The sequence below is a fragment of the Curtobacterium ammoniigenes NBRC 101786 genome (assembly GCF_001571045.1).
GTDB classification, from domain to species: domain Bacteria; phylum Actinomycetota; class Actinomycetes; order Actinomycetales; family Microbacteriaceae; genus Curtobacterium; species Curtobacterium ammoniigenes.
The window spans coordinates 688,642-707,500 of sequence record NZ_BCSV01000001.1; the positions used below are offsets into that span (position 1 = coordinate 688,642).

The window sequence follows — 18,859 nt, forward strand, 5'->3', positions numbered from 1 at the left end:
TCCGGACGATGTAGACGACTGCGAGGGATTTCGAGCCGTAATCGGCATGAGGGACCATGCCCTCGAGGTTCCCGCAGGCATGGCACTGGGGAAGCCCGTGGAACCGAATCCCAAGACCCGTGGAACGCCCAGCAGAGGCGGATGTGCGAGTCCGCGTCCCTGCGGCCATCGACGAATTGTCCGAACACCTCACTTCACTTCTTCTTCATCGCGGGGCGGCCGGGTTTGGTACCGCTGCCAGCCGCAACGTCGCGGGGTTCACGCCGGGCCGCTTCGCGATGTGCGTGCTCGCGTGCTCGCTCACTATCGGCGGTGTCGGTCCGGCTGACTCCAGCGTCAGACGGCGAGGGTGAAATACGCGCTGTTCGGATCCAGGGTGTAGTCGGCGAACGGTCCTCGGGAGACGAAACCGTGTCGGGCGTACAGGCGGCGTGCTGCAGAGAAGTAGTCCTGAGTGCCCGTCTCCAGGTTGAGCTCCGTAATGCCGCGCTGGCGGCACTCGTTGATGATGGTGGCGAGCAGAGCGCTGGCGACGCCGCGGGCGCGCGCCGCTGTTCGCGTTCGCATCGACTTGACCTCGCCCATATCCTCGTCGTGCTGCATGAGCGCACCCACACCGAGTAGCGCCCCGCCATCGTCGCGAGCAGCCCAAAAGGTGATCGCCGGGTCCGTCAACGCCTTCGGATCCAGCGCATGAACGCTCTCGGCGGGCGAGGCGCGGTACATGTCTCGCAGGTGCTCCTCCAGCAGCGCCAGCACGTCTGGAGAACGCGGATCCTCAACGGCGATGAGCATGGCCGACGGTACCGCGCCACGGGGGCTGGCGGGGCATCTTCCATGCGGTGCGATGATCGCCGAGCGAGGCCGCGGAGTGTGAAGTGGCGGTGTTCAGACGAGGTTTGGGCCGTCCGCCGTCCGACGGGTGAGGATGAGCGGGTCCGGCAGGAGTGGTGTCGCGACGGTGATGACTTCAGTGCCGAGGTCGGCGAATCCGGCGACGCCCTCGGGGAGGGTATGGCGGCGGAGGGTGAACTCCTCGCCATCGACCTGCACTCGGGCGGGCGGCCATCGGTTGGGATCGTGCAGGGTCGCCGAAGCGGCGCGAGCGCGCGCCTCGATCTCGGTGACTGCAGCGCGAGCGGCTGCGCGGACGTCGTCTGATGCGACCGGGGGCACCGCGGCGAGCAGGAGCGCGACCACGGCGCTGGCCGCGAGGGTCTCCGGATCGGTGGCGATAGCGTGCACGGCTCCCTGCGCGGAGAACTGCTCACCGGTTCGGACGATGGTGCTGATGGTGAGCGTGGCATTGCCGTCAGAACCCGGAAAGGTCGCGGAGACGCTCGCAGAGGGTTCCGTGGCTGACCACGCAGTGACGTGGGGCTGTGACATCCCCAGGGGTACCAGCACCGTTACGGGGTGCGAGCGGCGGTGCTCCATTGCATCAGTGTTCGCTGCGGAGACCGCGCGCGCAATCGATAGACCTGTACGACCAGAAAAGGCCCGCCGCGGGTGCGCTCCGGGACATTTGGCTGGCGTCGGATCAGGAGCTGCCGAGCGCGGAGAAGTACTGGCCGTGGGGGCCGACGATTGCGACGGGTGCCCCGTCGACTGCCAGGACGGTGCCGTTGTCGGTGACGCTTGGCAGCTGTTGGGTGATCTCCGGGAGCACCGACTTCCCTTCGTTGCTGATCCACACGGCGCGGCTGGCTCGCACCGTGCGAATGAATGATGCTCGAGCGTCTGGGGTGAGGTAAACGAGTACGCTGCTGTGGAACACGACCAATGTCGCGTCGGCGGGCGCGAGCGTGGCGACGTCCTCGAACACTTCGTTCAGGTCCCCGGCGACGAGGAGCGGCGGCTCCGCTGCGACGACCGATGCAGCGGCGCGCAAATCACGGCGCCGCTCGTCGTGTTCTGGCCAAATGAGTGTCTCCAACCACTCGAGCGACGCAGGCTCTCGGACGTCAAGCGGGTTCAGGTCGATGCCCGCCCGCCAGACGATCTCCGGGAGCCGTGTCGGCGCCGCACGTCCCCGTAAGACGGTTTCGAGGACGACCGAGCTGCCGCCGACCGGTTGAAGCTGGTGAGTTCCGCTGTCGGTGACGAACCGGTAGGCGTACCTGTCCGGGTACAGACACAGTCCCGCGGACGCTCCGACTTCGAGCAGCGCGATAGGGCCCGCGATATTTGCGAATTCCGGCAAGAGCACGGCGCAGCGACGCGCTTCGTTCGTCCGCGTCGCGTGTCCGAGTGCGACCTCGCGGATCGTGCCCCATCGGGCGATGAATTCCGCTCGCGCCTGCCGGTAGGGCAGGAGCGGAACACCGGCCACCCGAGCCGAGGCGAAAACGAGGTTCGGCTGCCGCTTGACCGCCGGCAACTCGTCGACCAGCTCCAGGAGATCCTCGTCGGCCGCGACACCAATCGCCCAGTCGAAGTACAAGTCCGACACGCCTCGTGCTTCAACATCAGCCCACACGCGGTACTTGTCGCCGGTCGTCGCCACAGCCGCGTCCTACGGAAGGCCTCATTCAGCTCGAACGCCGGTGTGGAGCGGACAGGGATCGGGCGCACGGTCTCCTGCTCGGAGGCCGGGCCGTTGATCGCGCGTTACGCTCGGCGCGTGATCATCCGGCGCGCGCTCCCCGACGACGTGCTCGGCATCAACGGCATGCATGCGGCGTGCGGTCGATCGTTGTGGGATTCGAGGGTGCTCGACGAGGATCCGGATCGGTGTGTTGTGGTCGCGGTCATCGACGGCGAAATCGTTGGTGCTGGCAAGACGCACCACCAACTGGAAGATGTCATTCCAGCCCGGGCCGGCTACTACCTCGGTGGAGTGAGCGTCCACCCAGACCACCGTCGTCGTGGAATCGGGCGCGCGCTGACCGCGGCGCGGATCGACTGGGTCTGGGAGCGGTCCGACACGGTGCTGTATTTCACGGACGACCACAACGTGGCATCGATGCGGATGCACGCGAGCTTCGGGTTCGAGGAAATTGCCCGGTCGTCGGCCATTTTGGACGCGAGAGCGGATGGTGGAGCGCTTGTCCTGTTCTGCGCACAGCGGCGCGACGCAAGGTCCACACGCGATGCCGATTCGCTGACCGGGCGCGCGTAGCGCCTTCGCTCGCGCCGCGTCAGACTGGGGATAGCCGGAGCATTCCAGGTAGCCGGTAAGCGCACCGGCTGAAGAGCGCGCCGGAGGCTGGGGGAGTTAGCCGATCAGGCGCGCTTCGGCTCGTTGGACTGCGCGTTGCAGTTCTTCAGCGGGTCGTTGGTTGACGATCGCGAAGCAGATGACCTGGATGGGGAATGTCGCTGCAATCACGCGAGCCCGTTCGAGCACCTGTGATGGCAGTCGGCGCTCGAGCTCTGTCCATCCGTGCCAGGTCGCGAGCGCGGCGACGTCCTCAGCTGGGTCGCCGGCGGAGGCGAGGTCCCAGTCGATGACCGCGCTGACGTGAGGCCCGTTCCAGAGAACGTTCGCGCCGGCGAGGTCACCGTGGGTCAGCGCTGGCGACACGGTGTCCAGTTCGGCGAGCGCATCGGCGGCGTTCCGGGCAGTCGACCGAGCGGGGGTTGCGAGCAGCGGGATGGCGTGGGCGACCATGACGGTGTACCAGTCCGCTCCGCCCATGTAGGCGTGGGGTTCCGCGAGATGTTGTTCGATGTCTGGGAGGGCGACACTCGTGAGCGCGTCGAGCAGTTCGACAAGCCTCGCGGGTTCTCCGCTGCCGGGGGCGTGGGGCGCGCCGGGAGCTCGCCGCTGCGGAATAGCGACGAGGTGCCCGTTCCTGCTCGGTGATGCGAGGGAGCGTGGGACCGCGAATGGTAGGTCCGGCAATGCGTCGACCAGCTGTTGCGCACGTACCGATTGCGCTGCGGCTGCGGAGGTTCGACTCACCCGAACCGCGACGTCGTCCGCGAGGATCACCAGGTTCGCGGACCCGTGCGCGACGCGTTCCCACCGCTCCGAGGGCACCGTTGACCCGACCGAGCGAAGGGCCGCGTTGACAAGTTCGTTCACGGCGTCGGCGTCCGGTGCCGCGTACCGGGTTTCCGTCACGGCTTCACGTTACCCAGGCTTCCCACACCGGTCGGAGCCGCCGAGAGGATCGGGACCAGTTCGGAGGTAGTCGACTCGTACTCGAGCCACCCCGTGGGTGTCGGGTTCGACCAGGGTGTCTAGCGCGGATGGGTTCGCTCCCGGGTGCGGACGGGCTTGAGGCCGTGAATACTGTGGCCGTGCGCAACGAGGCCGAGGCAACCCCTGATCTGCGGGGAGGCGCGCCCAGCGATGTCGACGCGTGCGTGGCGATCTGGGTTGCCGCGTGCGCGGACCGCGACGGGCAGGCATTCGATGGAGTCGCGGACCGAGCTCGGCCCAAGTTCGACCGCAGCATCGGCTGGCTGCTCGCGGTGCGCGCCGCTCGGATTGACGGGTTCGTGCTTGCGACGCGACCCGGCAGCGGCATGCCCACCGACCCACCGGACGCGGCCGTCGTGAGCCTGCTTGCTGTCGCTCCGGGCAGGCAGACCCGCGGGCTCGGTCGAACGCTGCTCCGCGCGGTGACCCAGCATCTCAGTGCCTCCGGGTACGCGCGCGCCGTGCTCCATGCGCTTGTCGATAATCGACCCGCCGTGAGCCTGTACGAGAGCGAGGGCTGGCGGCCCGTGGGGGATGAGTACGAACACGCACTGCTCAAGCGGCCGCTTCGCACGTACGAGCGGCTGCTCTAGGCACGACGGAAGAGCCGCCTGTCCGGTGACCGATTGACAATTCCGGGGTATCGGTTCCACCGGGAGCGGATGGGCGCATGGAGGGGCGATCGCGGGCGAGCGCAGCAGGTGAACCCCATCCCAGTGGCATCGCACGTGACCTTCTCGGGCGCGTAGGAGATGGCTGGCGGTGGTGAGGGAGCCGTGTAGCGTTTGGCGTCCCTCCACAGGGCATTTTCTGGCGCTCTGGTGGGCTGTATCGCGGGTACATTTGATGCCCGCCCGATGTATCGTTGGTACATGATCTCTGGACGGACCAGGCTCCTCGACGCTGCACGCGAACTGCTGACGGCGCATCCGGAACTCGAACCGACCACGCGTGACCTCTATGAGACGGCCGGTGTCGCGGCTCCAACGCTGTACCACCACTTCGGGACGAAGGAGGGCCTGCTCGACGTTGTGGTCGAGCAGGCGTTCACGGAGTACCTCGAACGGAAAAAGGGGATTATGCGCTCTGGTGACCTCGTCGTCGATTTCGCTGCGGGGTGGGACCTTCACGTCGCGTTCGGTGTGGACAACCCGGTTCTCTACGCACTGATGTATGCCCCGGGGCGGACGAGCGATGCGGCTGCAACTGCGGACGAACTGCTGCGCGCAGGTCTCCAGCGCATGAACGACGCGGGGCTGCTGCGCATCGACGTCGACACGGCCGTCGTGATGACGACAGGAATGGCCGTTGGGTGCGTCTCGCAACTCAACCGCCTCCGCCGCCCGGCCACCGATCCTACGGCCGACGCGATGCGATCCGCACTCCTGGCCGCACTCACCACCGTGCCGTCGCGCCAGCGCGGAACCGAGACCGCGGCGACACCGCCTCGCGCAGCGCGGTTGCTGATCGACGAGGTCGCCGCGCAGGACGCGCAGTTCACCGCGGCCGAATCAGCGCTCTTCATTCAGTGGCTGCACCGCATCGCGGACACCACGCCGACAGCACAGGAAGCGCAATCAGAATGACCACGAGAACTCCCGGGACCAGCACGACGTTCAACCTCGGCGGTGTGAGCGTGCCGAGGATCGGTTACGGAGCCATGCAGCTCGCCGGTGTAGGGGTGATCGGGCTGCCGCGTGACCCGAACGCCGCCATTGCGCTCCTGCAGCACGCCGTCGAGGCGGGCGTGCGGTTCTTCGACACCGCCAACGCCTACGGTCCCCGCACCGTCAACCAACTCATCGGCCGCGCGCTCGCCCCGTTCGCCGACGACGTGGTCATCGGCAACAAGGTCGGCGCGACCCGTGGTGCGCACGGCGAATGGCTGACCGACAGTCGACCGGAGTCGATTCGCTCCCAGGTCGAAGATGCCCTGCTCGACCTCCGCACCGAGCGGAGCCCCCTGACCTACCTCCGGCTCTGGGGCGACAGCGCGGACCGCGCCGACTCCATCGGCTCGGAAGTCCCACTATCAGAGAGCCTCGGCGTCCTCACCGACCTTCGCGACGAAGGCAAGATCGACCGCATCGGCATATCCGGAGCGACGAACGACTTGCTTGCCCAAGCAATGCAGTGGACACCGATCGCTGCCGTGCAGAACCGCTACAACCTCATCGACCGCTCCGGCGTGGAAGTCCTCGATGCCTGCGAACAGCACGGCATCGCGTTCGTGCCGTACTTCCCGCTCGCCACAGGTGGGCTGGCAGGGCTTCCCGCCCTCACCAAACCAGCGCATCGCCTCGGGGTGTCCGAAGCGACGATCGCACTCGCTTGGATGCTCCGACGCTCGCCGGTGGTCGTACCGATCCCTGGCACGCGTTCCGTCGATCACCTCAACGACAACCTCCGCGCCGCGGCCATCGCCCCGGAACTGACGGAAGGTGAAGTTGCCGGACTCACCGCCCTCGAAGACGAATCCGCCGCCGAACTGCAACAGATGCCAGCGCGGATGGTCGACGCGCTCCGCCGACCGCGATCCTGAGGTATCGCGCTACTAGCCCTGCCCGTGTCCGATAGGGCCGTTCGCACCTGACTCAGCAGGCCCGTGCCCAGGCTCCGCCGAGGGTTCGTGCTAATCTCTTTGCACCGCATCCCCCACGCCTCTCAACGATGCGCACTTGGGGGATCTTCTTTGTCCAGCGGGTCTGCCCGCGCCGTCCTGTCGGTATATCCCGATTTTCTTCCGCGCCGATCAATCATCAATGACGGATCGCAGCCGTCCGTAGAGGATTGCGAGGTCCTCGACGCGATGCGTGCGCTGCGGAGGCCGCTCATCGGCCACCACGACGGAGAGCATCCGGTCTGCCCGGAACGCTCGCACCGCGTTGCGCAGTCGGCACCACCGCGTGCGGTGTTGTCGCGAACCGCGCGTCGCTGGTGAGGCTCAGCGCCGCTGGCCGACTGCGAATCACCAGCGGGTAGCGCACGATTTGCTGCCGAAGGGCCTGCGGCCGCGGCACCTCTATGAAAGTCTCAGCTTCACCAACCGCGTCGGCGGCACCGCGGGCTCGGTTATGTACGTCTTCGAACGCGATCTCTGAAGCTGACAGCGCGTGTTCCGATACCATCCCCGCCGTGATCGACTTTCCGATCGTGACGGATCGCTTCGTCCTCATCCCGCTGAGCGCAACTGACCGCGTGACCTTTACCGCGTACCGGCGCGATCCTGCCGTTGCCCGATTCCAGTCGTGGACTATGGATTGGTCGGACGCTGACACCGACGCGCTCATCGCGGCCCAGCCGAGACAACTCCTCCCGCAGTCCGGGGACTGGCTTCAGATCGCGCTCCACGAGCGGGACAGAACGGCGCTCGTCGGCGACGTTGCCCTCCATGTCATCGCAGACCAGCCCGACTCATACGAGCTCGGCGTGACGCTTGCCGCGGCGTGGCAAGGTGTGGGTGCCGGCCGGGAGGCTCTGGCGCGCCTTACCGACATCCTCTTTCGCGATCACGGAGCGCATCGCGTCATCGCGCGCACCGACGCTCGGAACAGCCCCGCGGCGCACCTGTTCACGCGGCTCGGTTTTCGGCATGAGGGCCGTGCCGTTGACGCCGAATGGTGCAAAGGTGAGTGGACGAGCGTCGATTCCTGGGCGATGCTCCGTGACGAGCATGACGAGCAGACGTCGCCATCGATGGAGCCCTTATCGACTCGGTCTACCTAGTCTCGGCCTTGCGAGACCGATTTGCCCGTGCTGCACGTCCGCAGGCCGATGAAATCGTTGGCTATCACTGAGGAGGCTCCCGCCGTGCCCGAACTCGATCAGGATTCTGTTCCGCTGGTACGCGCGGCTTGGGCCGAGCGGCTGGGGTCTGTCGCGACGGAGAGCCTGAGTCGCGAATACCCGTACGCTGCGCATCACACCACGGTCGGCCCGGAGGATCGGCCGCTTCCGGTGCAGATCCATCCCGCTTTCGGAACCTCGTACGACTGGCATTCTTCGGTCCACATGCATTGGCTCGCGGCGCGGACAATAGAATTCGGAGTGTCGCCGCAACTGCACGCCCGGTTGACTGGCTTGCTGGAGGCGCATCTCACCCCAGTCAACGTTGCTGCCGAGGTCGGCTACCTTGCGGCCAATCCGTACTACGAGCGACCCTATGGTTGGGCCTGGGCGATGCGGCTCGCGGCTGCGCTCGCCACATCGGACGCTCTTCCGGTGTCGCGCCTGGCGGCTTCGCTCGCGCCGCTCGTTGACACGGTTGAGGCGAATACGCTCAGCTGGTTGGCGCGGGCGGCCCATCCGGTGCGCCACGGCGTTCATTCCAACACCGCGTTCGGTCTGATGCTGATCCTGCAGGCCGCGCGAATTCTCCAGCGGGCCGAACTCGTTGACGCGTGCGAGCAGATGGCGTGGCAGTGGTTCGGCGCGGATCGTGGGTGGCCGTTCGAGTGGGAGCGCAGTGGTCAGGACTTCCTCTCGCCCGGGCTCGCAGAAGCCGACCTCATGCGGGAGGTTGCCCGGCCGGACGAATTCCCGCTCTGGGCGGAGCAGTTTTTCTCACAACTCACCGCGGGCAGTGAGCTTCTCGACCCCGTGCTCGTCCGAGACCAGCAGGATGGACATCAGGCGCACCTTTTTGGCCTCGACCTCTCACGAGCAGGAGCGGCTCGGCGCGTCGGGGCGGTGCTCTCGGATACGTCTGCCGACAGGGTGAGTCGGCTTCTCATTGGGGCCGCCGACCAGCTCCTCCCGGCCGCGCTACAGGCAAGCGTTGGCTCCGAATACGTGTCGACCCACTGGTTGGCCAGTTTCGCGTGGGATGCCCTGGAGGCGCGGGAGGCCCGATAGAGGAGTTCGCTCCGCGATGCGGGTGATGAGGCAGAGCAATGCTCCGACCATCTCAAGCCCGGCCGTTGAGTGCACCGCGCGACCTGGGTCGTGCTCGCGGTGCACTCAGCGGCCCTACTTTGCGGAAGGACGCTAGCGCTGGATATGCCGCCCGATAAGGCTGAGATCGGCCGCGCTCGACCGACCGTCGGCCGTGTTCGCCTGGTGCCAGTACGGGTATTGGAGCGGGGTGGCACTGACGGCATCGAGGCGAGCGATGTCCGCCTCCGTCAGGGTTACGTCGGCCGATCCGAGGCTGTCGCGCAGCTGGTCCTCGGTGCGAGCGCCGACGATGGCGCTCGTGACGCCAGGCTTCGCGAGCGTCCATGCGAGTCCCGCTTGTGTCGGCGTGATGCCGTGTTGTTCGGCGATCTCGACGAGCACCTCGATCGTGTCGTAGAGCCGATCTTCGTCATAAATGGGAGGCTCGGTCCAGCCTTCGAAACGACGCGACCCCTCCGGGGCGTCCTGCCCTTTGCGGTACTTGCCGGTGAGGAGGCCGCCCGCAAGAGGACTCCACACGAGGATCCCGAGACCCTGGTCAAGGGTGATCGGGACGAGCTCGTTCTCGGCGTCGCGGTTCTGCAGCGAGTAGTAGATCTGCTGGCTCGCGAAGTGCTCCAGGCCCTTGACGTCCGACGCCCACAGCGCCTTCATCAGGTGCCAGCCTGAGAAGTTTGAGGCACCGATGTACCGCACCTTCCCTGAGCGGACGAGGTCGTCGAGGGCGCCCAGCGTTTCCTCCAGCGGGGTCGACCCGTCCCAGCCGTGGAGCTGATAAAGATCGATGTAATCGGTGCCCAATCGGCGCAGGCTGTCTTCTGCCGCCTTCACGATGTGGTGTCGCGAAAGGCCGCCATCGTTCGGGCCGTCGCCCATTCCGCCGCGCACCTTCGTGGCGATGAGTACCTGGTCGCGGTCCGCGCCGAGGGCTTTGCCCAGGATCTCTTCGGATGCACCGCTCGAATACACGTCTGCGGTGTCGATCAGGTTCACGCCGGCTTCTCGGGCGATGTCAATCTGGCGTCGCGCTCCATCGACGTCGATGTGGCCGATGGGGCTCGCCCACCCAGTACCGGCGAAGCCCATGGTGCCGAGGCTGATCGTGGAGACCTGCAGGCCGGTGCGGCCGAGATGACGACATTCCATGCGGCAACGCTACCGAGTTGACCCCGCGGGCAGACACAAGCATGAGCGGGACGGCGTCCCGGGGACACATCGTCGTTCTGGGCGTTGCCGATCCTGAATAGGATCGGCGCCTGCGGGAAAAGAGCAACGATGCCCGTTCTGGACAGATTCAGCATGCGCGGTCGAACCAGCGTTATCACTGGCTCGACTCGGGGGTTGGGGCGCGCGTTCGCTCGTGCTCTCGCCGAAGCGGGCTCCAACGTCGTGATCGTCGGCCGAGACCCGCTAGCCGCCCGTTCGGTCGAGGAGCAACTGGCTGGACTCGACGTCGGCGTGCTGACGGTCCTGGCCGACGTCACCCGCCGCCAGGACATCGAACGGCTCTTGGCTGCGTCGGTCGAGCGCTTTGACCGCGTGGACGTTCTGGTGAACAACGCTGGTGCATGTATCCACGAGCCCGCGCTGGACGTGACCGACGAAGCGTGGCGCGACGTGATGAGCGTGAATCTCGATGGTGTATGGATTGCCAGCCAAGTATTCGGACGGCACATGATCGACCAGGGCGGAGGTTCAATCGTCAACGTCGGGTCGATGTCGGGGTCGATTGTGAATCGACCGCAGTGGCAGCCTGCGTACAACGCATCCAAGGCCGCCGTGCATCACCTCACCAGAAGCCTCGCGGCAGAGTGGGCGCCTCATCACGTCCGCGTCAACGCCATCGCTCCCGGCTATATGCACACGGACATGGCGCCGGTGAACGATCCAGCATTCCATCGTCACTGGATCGAGGACACTCCGCAGCAGCGTGCCGGCGAGCCGGACGAGCTCGGCCCTGCGATGGTGTTTCTCGCCAGCGAAGCGTCCAGCTTCATGACCGGTTCTGTGCTCACCATCGACGGCGGATACACCGTCTTCTGATCCCGGCGCCGCAGCACGGCGCGGTTACGCTCACGCGCTCTTGTCCAACGAGTCGGCAAGTTGCCCGCTTGCGTTCCAGACGCGGGCGGCGTTGTCCGGCATGACGAACTCGGGTTCGCGCACCGGTCGTCCTCGGTTGTCGATGATGACCGTTCCCGGAATGTGCACTCGGGGAGCTGACGCGAGTGTGTCGATAACGGGACAAAGGCTGCTCGCGAACAGGTTCGCGAAGGTGCCGCCGAGCCGGAGCGCAGTTCCGCGCCCGGCGAGCAGGTTCGATCGCACGAGGCCCGGATGGAACACCCGGGCGAGAATATGAGCTCCCGAATTCTCGTTGAGACCCATCGACATGAGCATCTTCCAGGCGAGCGCCTGAGTAATGACGCCGAAGGCGTTGGCGTCCGGGGTAACGCGGTCGAGTTCGACTGGGCCGATTCGGCGCATCAGGGCGGGAGCCGCACCAACCGTGAGGACACGTGGGTCGGTCGATCGATTGAGCAGCGGAAGCAACTCTCTGGTCAAGAGATAGTGCGAGAGGTAGTTCGTTGCGAAACTCCGCGGAATGTCCGCGGCGATGCATCCGGGCTCGCCAACCGAGCCGGCCCCGTTGACGAGGACGTCGATCGCATCGAGGTCGCTGAGGTCGCTCGCGAGCCGGCGGACATCCGCAGGAGCGGTCAGGTCCACCACCATCGAACTCACGTCCGCACCGGGGGTGGCTGCGCGCACCGCTGCCGCCGCGCTGCGACCCCGACTGTCGCTCCTGGAAAGCAGGATCGTCCGGGCTCCAAGTCTCGAGAGTCCTTTCGCTGCCGCGAGTCCGACTCCGGAGGATCCCCCCGATATCACTGCAACGTACCCGTCGAGACGTCTCGTCTCCATGGCCACACCCACCCATCGTGATGACACTTCGTGCCATGATCCTTCGCACGACCATATCCGAATATGAGCGATCGCGGGCGAGCGCCTCCGAAACCGACGAGTTCGTCGGCTTCGAAGTGGCCAGCGCATGACGGTCGAAAGGTCGATCAACGCTGTGCGGGTGCCCTAGGCTGCGCCCATACGAAGAGTTGAGTCGGAGGCTCGAGCGAATGACGGATGACAGCATCATCGATGCGGCCGTCGCCGCATTACGTGAAGGCGGGGTTGCTCTTGAGCCAGGCCTCGATCAGATGGAATTTCGCGCTATCGAGGAACGTCTGTCAATCCAGTTCAGCCCCGATCACCGCGCCCTGTTGAGTCGAGTCCTGCCGATCGGAGACGGATTTCCTAACTGGAGGAACGGCACGTACGCGGATTTGCGACGTCGCTTGGATTGGCCGTTCGACGGAGTTCGCTGGGACGTCGAGTACAACGGGTTCTGGCCACGATCATGGGGCCGATACCCGTTGATGAAGACGTCGCGATCCCGCGCGGTGGACCGCAACCTTGCGGCCGTGCCCCAGCTCATCCCTGTATTCGGCCACCGATTCTTGCCCGCTGGAAACGCGCCAAGCGGAGTTCCGGTCCTCTCGGTGATGCAGACCGATGTCGTCGTGTATGGATGGAATCTTCTGGATTACCTGCGTCGTGAACTCGGTCTGTCTCGTCCGGCGCCACCGCAGCGCTTGGTCGTCATTCCTTTCTGGGGGGAACTCGCGCTGGGAGAACCGTTCTTCACCCGCAAAGGCACGCGGTTTCGGAACCTCAGCATCGAAGGAACGACGCTGCTCCCGCCGGGAGTCGAGTACCGAACAGAACGCCGCTAAGGGCGCACGCGAGACGATCAGTCGTTCTGCTGAGCAGAAGCAGCGGTTGGAGAGTGCCGGAAACTCGGGCGGTCGGGTTCGATCTTGACGGGACGCTGTTCGATCATCATGGATCGGCAGTCGACGGTCTCGACGACTTTCTTCGTGGCCTCGGTGTCCAGCCGTCGGGGCGGATCCGGTCTGCTTGGTTTGCCGCCGAGGAGGCCGGATTCCAGCAGTGGTGCGCGGGCGAGTTGAGCTTCCAGGAGCAGCGCCGCTATCGGCTTCGGGCGATGCTTCCGGCCCTTGCTCTTGAGATCCCGCACGATGACGGCGCGCTCGATGACTTGTTCGATCGCTACCTCACCGCCTATCGCGGTGCGTGGAGGCTGTTCCCAGGTGCCGTTGGCCTGTTGCGCGCGCTCCCAGCGGACGGTCTTCGTATAGGTGTCCTCACGAACGGAAGTGAGGCACAGCAGCTCGACAAGCTGCGGCGGACCGGGCTGCAGCGCTTGGTCGATGTCGTGTGCACGGCCGAATCGATTGGAGCCTGGAAGCCCGATGAGCGGGCCTTCCGAGAACTGGCACGGCGTCTCGGCGTTGAGCCGGGGGAGTGCCTCTTCGTCGGGGATGACCCCGAACAAGACATCGCTGGTGCTGAAGCCGCCGGGATGCAGGCGGTGACGGTAAACCACTATGCCGAGGAGTCGACGGGGTTCGACGACGTGTTCAGACGGCTCGGGCTCTCTCTGCGCCGCTCATCGGCTCTGGTTTCAGAGCGTCCGCTTCACTCGTCGGGGTGCAGGCTCGTGTCCGCCCGACCGATCCGCCAGCCCACGAACTGGACGCGGAGGCCCGCCCGGGTCGGCGCGCAGCACATGGGTCCGGCTGTCACCAGCTTGTCGGGGTCAAGCGGGGCGACGCGTACCAAACGCCACGGTTCGTCATCGACTCGTGCTCGAACGGTCAGTGCGTTCCCGGAGCGGCTCGCTCGAACGGTGACTACTCGCCCGTGCCATTCCGGAACCGGTGAAAGGGACCAATCCGAGGAGCCCCTGGTCACGACAGCGCCGATGCAATCCACTCCGTCGCTGCGCTCCACTCCTGCTTTGATCCACGTCTCCTCGTCGATCGCGACAAAGATGCCCGCCTGATCGAACTGGTGCGAGAAGTCCAAACGGAACGCGACTTCCATCGCAGTGTCTTGCGCGAGCGGCGCAAGGAGCGCGTGTTCGCTGTCGTGAATAAAGCCATACGACGTCAGCCGCCAGGCGTCGCTGCCTTCCACTGCCGTGACGAGCATCTCGTCGTCGGCGATCTCGATCCGCTCGGGCGGATTCGTCCACGAGCCGGAATTCCAGGCGAGAGCGTCCATGGATTGACCGTATCGGCGCAGCTCATCCAACGCCGCGAGCGCGCGCTGGTCGAGTGAAGTGTGCTCAGTGTCGTTCGCAGCTCCTGGGCCTGGTCGCTTCGGGAACCGATGTCAACGTCGCTTGACACCCGTCGGCACCTGGCGTACTTTCCAGTCATGACAAGGAACCTTGACTCAGAGCAGGAAACCCCGCTGGAGCGCCGACGTCAGCGTGTCTTCCGAGTGTGGATGTGGAGCGCGACGGCTTCGTACCTCGTCGCGGTGCTCGCCGCGCAGCAGTGGGCCCGAGGGGCCGGCGCCTGGCGCGTCGCCTTGCTTCTCCTCCCTGTCGTCTGTGTGGCGTGGCTGATCGGCCTCATCGTGCTCCGCGCGCGTCAGCTTGATGAGTATCAACGGCAGCTCCTGCTGCCCGGCTTGGTGACAGGATTCGCCCTATCGATGCTCACTGCGCTCACGCTTGGCGCATTGCATGAGGCCGGGCTCACCGTGCCGTCGTCCGGATGGCCGGTCGCGCTCGTCGGGATATTCGGGTGGGAGTTCACGAACGTCCTGGTGAAGGCGCCGATCTCCTGATGGAGAACCGGATTCGCGCAGAGCGAGAGGCTCGGGGTTGGACACAGGCCGCTCTCGCTGAACGACTTTCGGTGTCCCGACAGACGGTTGTTGCGATCGAAACCGGCAAATACGATCCGTCGCTGCCGCTTGCATTTCGGCTCGCGGGACTTCTTGAGAGCCCGATCGAAAGCCTGTTCTTTCCTGCACGGACCGACAACAGCAGAATGCCGAAGTGAGTTGTCGACCGAATGACGCGTTCGCAACAGGACGACAAGCGCTCACGACGAGCGCTCCCAGACATGGCGCTACAGACGGATCTGGTACTGCACGAAGCCGGTCCGCGCCGCGACTCGTTCATAGAGTGAGCGTGCCGTCGAGTTCGAATCGGCGGTGAGCCAATACACCTTTGCGCAGCCGTGATCGACAGCCCATCGCCGGACGTGGTCGATCAGGGCTTCGCCCACTCCGGAACGACGCGCACTCGGCAGAACGAAAAGGTCCTCGAGGTAGCAATAGTCGCCGTCAGTCCGCGTCGCTGGATGAGTCAGCCAATGGACCAGTCCCACTGCGCCGCCCTCACTGTCGCGAGCGATGGCCCCGTGCAGATCCACATCCGCAGGCTATCGAGCGGCTGCCGCCACCGTCCCGATCACCACCCGCATCCCCAACCCGGGGTGGTGGTCCATGAGCCGAAGGCCGGAAACGCTGGAATGCACGCGCAGTTCGCACCGGGCTGCTGCGAATTCGATTCCCTGTTGCGAGCCTCCCCGGAGTGTCAATGCTTGTTGTCCTGATTTTGTCTGCCGAGTTCGCGATCATCGCGGCGCTGCTCGTCCTGCTCATCGTCCGTGAGGTCCGCGGGCAGTACATGGACCGGCGGCGACTCTGGGGAGTGCCGTTGATCCTCGCGATCGTTGGTGTGATCTATCTGCCGCTGACGGTGCAGCGGGTGGTTCCGGCGGACCTCGCCCTCACCGCGGTCGCAGTGCTGATCGCGATCGTCGTCGGTCTCGGGCTCGGCGCACTGACGACGGTGTCTCGGGCTACGCAGCCCGACCGGCGCGGCCGAGTGATTCGGACACGATCGGGGTGGCGGGGCGGAGCATTGTGGCTTGCATTCATCGCGGCACGCCTTGCGCTGCAGCCCGCAGCTGCTTCCTGGAATGCGTCGCTCGTGACGTCACCGGGCGTGGTGCTGCTGCTCGTCGCGATCGCACGCGCTACAGCGGCGGTGCTGGTCGCGCCGAAGCTCGCCGCCGCCACGCACTCCGACATTCGCAGTGCGGACTGAGGGCACGTCACTTCGCGACGGCGTCCGCGGTCGGCGGTCGGAGCGTCAGCGCACGGCCAAGGTCGACGGCTCTCCGAGCGGCGACCGCGTGCAGTGCGACGACGAGGTCAACCGCGCGCGCGAGTCGTCCGACAAGTCGGAGACCGAGTCGGAGTTCGCTCCGCCGCAGGCGACGCGCGGCGACCAGGGTTCGCACTTCTTGGCGGAACGCAGGCAGCGAACGCACAGCGAGTGCAAGCGTTAGGGACCACTCGTCCACGGGGAAGCCCACGAGCCGGAGCGGTGCGCAGAGCTGCCTGAACGCTCGTGGAAGTCGCTCCGCCGGTGTCGTCCACACGACGAGCAGCGTGAGGGCGAGAAAGAGCCCGGCCAGCACGACGGACAGCGAGAACTGTGCGAATCCGCCGCCGATGACCGCGAATCCGCCGGTGACTCCGATGACTGAGATCACCGACCACGACGGAGTAGGAATTGCGCCGGCTGGGATCCGAGCCGCGACTGCGGCGGCGGCGACGATCGTGCCAACGACAATGGCGGTCGTCCAATTTGCGAGGAGGAGCGATAGGACCGTCAAGAGCACGAGCGCTGTGAGCTTGAGCGCCGCGGGCACCCGCTGCAGCGGCGATGCTCCGGGAAGCGGTTGGAACACGAGTGGCCGACGAGCTCGGGGCGTGATCCGATCCGGGCGGACGGGAGACTCCGGCCTTTCGAGATCAATCCGTCGTGGGCAGGCGTCCACCAAACCCTCGAGATCGTGGGTGATCACGACCAGCGTCAGACCATCGCGTTTCCGGAGGGTCGTCAGCACTTCGGCCAGCGTCACACGCGCCTCCGTGTCAAGGCCGGCGAACGGCTCATCCAGGACGAGCACCCGAGGTGTCGAGGCGAGGAGCCCAGCGATGACGACGCGGCGAGCCTGGCCTCCGCTGAGCGCCTCGACGCTGCTCGGGGCGAGCGTTTCCGGCAGTCCGACTCTGCGAAGCGCGGCGGCGACGAAGGCATCGACGCAATCCTCCCGGGGAGCGGACGCCCCTGCCGCAGCGATGATGTCCTCCTGCACAGTGGGGCGTTGCAACTGGAGGCGCGCGTGCTGGAACGAGACGACGACGGGAGCGACCGCGTCGACGTTGCCCGATGTTGGCTTGGTGAGACCGGCGAGCACCCAGGCGAGTGTCGATTTACCGCTCCCGTTGGGCCCGGTGATCGCGACGCCCTCGCCTTGGTTCACGTCGAATGTCACCGGCGCCAGAGCCGGCGTTTCCCACGGAGTATGCCGCGCGTAGGACACCGCGACGTCCTGCACGCGAAGAACCGGCTGGCCGCCGGGCGCCTGGTTGCGCGACGCCGCACTCGGGATGGCCCCGATCGCCTCCCGTGGGGCTCGGGCGGGGACTGCATGCGCATGACGCTTCGGTCCGACGACGTCGTGCGCCCGCTCGGCGTGGAGGCGCACGACCCGGTGCGCGAACACGGTCTCGTCGAGATCGTGGGTGATGTGCACGACAGTTGTGCCGAAGGCGCTGGTCAGACTGTGCAGAACGGCGAGCATCTCCTGCCGGCCATCTCGGTCGAGCATTGCGGTGGACTCATCGGAGATCAAGAGCGCGGGCCGACGGGCGATCGCTGTGGCGAGGGCAAGCCGTTGCAGCTGGCCGCCCGAGAGCGTGTCGGTCGGTGCGTCTGCGAGGCCTGTGAGGCCGACCTGCGAAAGCAGGCCGGGAACGTCAACATCGGCTGGGTCGAGCCCCCACACCACGTCCTCGCGAACCGAGCTCCCGAGCACCGTTGTCTCGGCGCGCTGCGGCAGGAGGACTGTGCCGCCGGTCCGTCCGAGACCAACCCTGCCCGCTCGGCGGACCGTCCCCGTGGACGGCTGCGAACCCGCGAGTATCGCGGCGAGTGTCGACTTTCCGGTGCCGTTCTTCCCGACGATCATCAACAACTCGCCGGGTTCCACCCGAAGGTGCAGCCCGTTGAGCACGGCGCGCGAAGAGCCGCTGTGCCGGAACCGCACATCGCACAGCTCAACCGGAACCGGTGCGAAGGGGGTTGCGAGGTCGCTCTCGCTCTGGACGCCCCGGTCGAGTGCGTCGTCGGTGGACATCCATCTGAGCCGATTGGTAACTGCGGCAACCACTGACCCCGTCGCGAGCATCCCGAGCGGTACTCCCACAAGCACCACGATCACCACGACCTGGGGCCAGGCGCGCAGCGCCGTTGCGACTTGCGTGTCAATCCAGCGAACGTCGCTCGCCGGGAAGCCAATTGCTTCGGCCGCGCGCACCAACCCTCGCACCGTCGTCAGCACCGAGGTGAAGAAGAGCGTACGCGCAGCGGAGAAGAACGACAGCACGCCGATTGCCAGACCCGCAACGGCGGGAGCCAAGGCGATCGAGATGGCCGCCATCGTGGGAAGCCCGCGACCACGGCGCCGAACCGCCCCGCATGTTCCGCCAAGCACCGCGCAGCCGACGATGACCAACGTGGCCGTCCCGCCCGCAACGACAAACGCGAGAAAAGCGCCGACCACCGCCGCGGCGACCACCGCGCGGAACCGGTGTTGCGCGCCGACCACACCGAACGGCACGACCGCGACCAGCTCCAACAATCCGAGATGCGGGAGCAGTGCACCGATACTGACGACAACCACAGCGAGCGCGGTGAAGATGGCCGCTGTCGCCGTCTCCACCGGGCGGAGCGATCGACTCATGGGCGCGTGAGAAGAAGGACGCATTGGCGCTACTTGACCAAAGCCTCCCCAAGATCTCGGCAAGGCGACCTGAGCGCGCTGGCAAGTCGGCCTCCCAGGAGCGACGCACACC

At 66.2% G+C, this 18,859-nt stretch carries 20 protein-coding genes and 1 pseudogene; 12 read left to right on the top strand and 9 right to left on the bottom strand.

All coding sequences use genetic code 11. The annotated features are described in order from the left end of the window. Positions 1-336: 336 nt before the first annotated feature. From CAM01S_RS03030 to CAM01S_RS03040, 3 genes are all read right to left on the bottom strand, one after another. On the bottom strand, positions 337-795 hold the full coding sequence (locus tag CAM01S_RS03030; protein WP_066516195.1) for a GNAT family N-acetyltransferase: 459 nt from the start codon (positions 793-795) through the stop codon (positions 337-339). Between the two features lie 93 nt (positions 796-888). Next, entirely contained in the window at positions 889-1,437 is a 549-nt protein-coding gene (locus CAM01S_RS03035) for a hypothetical protein (protein ID WP_066516198.1), read from the bottom strand. 103 nt (positions 1,438-1,540) lie between these two features. Continuing rightward, complete coding sequence (locus CAM01S_RS03040) at positions 1,541-2,506, bottom strand: DUF2332 domain-containing protein (RefSeq protein ID WP_066516202.1); 966 nt, start codon at positions 2,504-2,506, stop codon at positions 1,541-1,543. Between the two features lie 117 nt (positions 2,507-2,623). Here CAM01S_RS03040 and CAM01S_RS03045 point away from each other — a divergent pair, with 117 nt between their 5' ends. After that, positions 2,624-3,121 (top strand): GNAT family N-acetyltransferase, encoded by a 498-nt coding sequence (locus tag CAM01S_RS03045; protein ID WP_157071377.1) that lies wholly within the window; start codon positions 2,624-2,626, stop codon positions 3,119-3,121. A gap of 96 nt (positions 3,122-3,217) precedes the next feature. Here CAM01S_RS03045 and CAM01S_RS03050 read toward each other — a convergent pair whose 3' ends face one another. Then, entirely contained in the window at positions 3,218-4,069 is an 852-nt protein-coding gene (locus CAM01S_RS03050) for a phosphotransferase family protein (protein ID WP_066516208.1), read from the bottom strand. Positions 4,070-4,248: 179 nt separating this feature from the next. Between CAM01S_RS03050 and CAM01S_RS03055 the strand changes: the two genes are divergently transcribed. The 5 genes from CAM01S_RS03055 to CAM01S_RS03075 all read left to right on the top strand — a co-directional run bounded on the left by CAM01S_RS03055 (position 4,249) and on the right by CAM01S_RS03075 (position 9,004). Then, entirely contained in the window at positions 4,249-4,743 is a 495-nt protein-coding gene (locus tag CAM01S_RS03055; RefSeq protein WP_169795818.1) for a GNAT family N-acetyltransferase, read from the top strand. Between the two features lie 279 nt (positions 4,744-5,022). After that, positions 5,023-5,736, top strand: a complete 714-nt coding sequence (locus tag CAM01S_RS03060) for a TetR/AcrR family transcriptional regulator (protein WP_066516761.1) — start codon at positions 5,023-5,025, stop codon at positions 5,734-5,736. After that, positions 5,733-6,692: an aldo/keto reductase gene (locus tag CAM01S_RS03065; RefSeq protein WP_066516224.1), complete on the top strand. Its 960-nt coding sequence runs from the start codon at positions 5,733-5,735 to the stop codon at positions 6,690-6,692. Before CAM01S_RS03060 ends, CAM01S_RS03065 begins: the two co-directional genes overlap by 4 nt. 593 nt (positions 6,693-7,285) lie before the next feature. Then, a complete protein-coding gene (locus CAM01S_RS03070; protein ID WP_066516227.1) occupies positions 7,286-7,876 on the top strand; it encodes a GNAT family N-acetyltransferase in 591 nt (196 codons plus the stop codon). Positions 7,877-7,960: 84 nt separating this feature from the next. Further along, the gene (locus tag CAM01S_RS03075; RefSeq protein ID WP_245631513.1) at positions 7,961-9,004 is read left to right on the top strand and encodes a DUF2891 family protein; all 1,044 of its coding nucleotides are present in this window, start codon (positions 7,961-7,963) and stop codon (positions 9,002-9,004) included. A gap of 132 nt (positions 9,005-9,136) precedes the next feature. Here the strand turns inward: CAM01S_RS03075 and CAM01S_RS03080 are convergent, their stop codons facing one another. Then, on the bottom strand, positions 9,137-10,192 hold the full coding sequence (locus tag CAM01S_RS03080) for an aldo/keto reductase (protein WP_066516231.1): 1,056 nt from the start codon (positions 10,190-10,192) through the stop codon (positions 9,137-9,139). 153 nt (positions 10,193-10,345) lie between these two features. Here CAM01S_RS03080 and CAM01S_RS03085 point away from each other — a divergent pair, with 153 nt between their 5' ends. Then, a complete protein-coding gene (locus tag CAM01S_RS03085; protein ID WP_245631514.1) occupies positions 10,346-11,089 on the top strand; it encodes an SDR family NAD(P)-dependent oxidoreductase in 744 nt (247 codons plus the stop codon). A gap of 30 nt (positions 11,090-11,119) precedes the next feature. Here the strand turns inward: CAM01S_RS03085 and CAM01S_RS03090 are convergent, their stop codons facing one another. After that, complete coding sequence (locus tag CAM01S_RS03090; RefSeq protein WP_083527673.1) at positions 11,120-12,100, bottom strand: SDR family NAD(P)-dependent oxidoreductase; 981 nt, start codon at positions 12,098-12,100, stop codon at positions 11,120-11,122. Between the two features lie 80 nt (positions 12,101-12,180). On the opposite strand from CAM01S_RS03090, the gene CAM01S_RS15035 reads away from it, so the two are divergent. Together CAM01S_RS15035 and CAM01S_RS15255 are read left to right on the top strand one after the other, a co-directional pair. Beyond that, entirely contained in the window at positions 12,181-12,837 is a 657-nt protein-coding gene (locus tag CAM01S_RS15035; protein WP_245631515.1) for a hypothetical protein, read from the top strand. A gap of 53 nt (positions 12,838-12,890) precedes the next feature. Then, a pseudogene (locus CAM01S_RS15255) lies at positions 12,891-13,448 on the top strand (HAD family hydrolase); the annotation flags it as partial. Between the two features lie 155 nt (positions 13,449-13,603). On the opposite strand, the gene CAM01S_RS03105 reads toward CAM01S_RS15255, so the two are convergent. Further along, the gene (locus tag CAM01S_RS03105; protein WP_066516240.1) at positions 13,604-14,191 is read right to left on the bottom strand and encodes a DUF1349 domain-containing protein; all 588 of its coding nucleotides are present in this window, start codon (positions 14,189-14,191) and stop codon (positions 13,604-13,606) included. Positions 14,192-14,347: 156 nt separating this feature from the next. Between CAM01S_RS03105 and CAM01S_RS03110 the strand changes: the two genes are divergently transcribed. Together CAM01S_RS03110 and CAM01S_RS03115 are read left to right on the top strand one after the other, a co-directional pair. Continuing rightward, positions 14,348-14,764: a hypothetical protein gene (locus tag CAM01S_RS03110; RefSeq protein ID WP_157071378.1), complete on the top strand. Its 417-nt coding sequence runs from the start codon at positions 14,348-14,350 to the stop codon at positions 14,762-14,764. Next, entirely contained in the window at positions 14,764-14,982 is a 219-nt protein-coding gene (locus CAM01S_RS03115; RefSeq protein WP_066516247.1) for a helix-turn-helix transcriptional regulator, read from the top strand. Before CAM01S_RS03110 ends, CAM01S_RS03115 begins: the two co-directional genes overlap by 1 nt. Positions 14,983-15,051: 69 nt before the next feature. Here the strand turns inward: CAM01S_RS03115 and CAM01S_RS03120 are convergent, their stop codons facing one another. Beyond that, positions 15,052-15,357, bottom strand: coding sequence for a GNAT family N-acetyltransferase (locus tag CAM01S_RS03120; protein WP_066516251.1), 306 nt, complete (start codon positions 15,355-15,357; stop codon positions 15,052-15,054). 161 nt (positions 15,358-15,518) lie between these two features. Here CAM01S_RS03120 and CAM01S_RS03125 point away from each other — a divergent pair, with 161 nt between their 5' ends. Next, complete coding sequence (locus CAM01S_RS03125) at positions 15,519-16,037, top strand: hypothetical protein (protein ID WP_157071379.1); 519 nt, start codon at positions 15,519-15,521, stop codon at positions 16,035-16,037. A 7-nt stretch (positions 16,038-16,044) separates the two neighbouring features. On the opposite strand, the gene CAM01S_RS03130 is transcribed toward CAM01S_RS03125, so the two are convergent. Further along, a complete protein-coding gene (locus CAM01S_RS03130; RefSeq protein ID WP_157071380.1) occupies positions 16,045-18,747 on the bottom strand; it encodes an ATP-binding cassette domain-containing protein in 2,703 nt (900 codons plus the stop codon). Between the last annotated feature and the right edge of the window lie 112 nt (positions 18,748-18,859).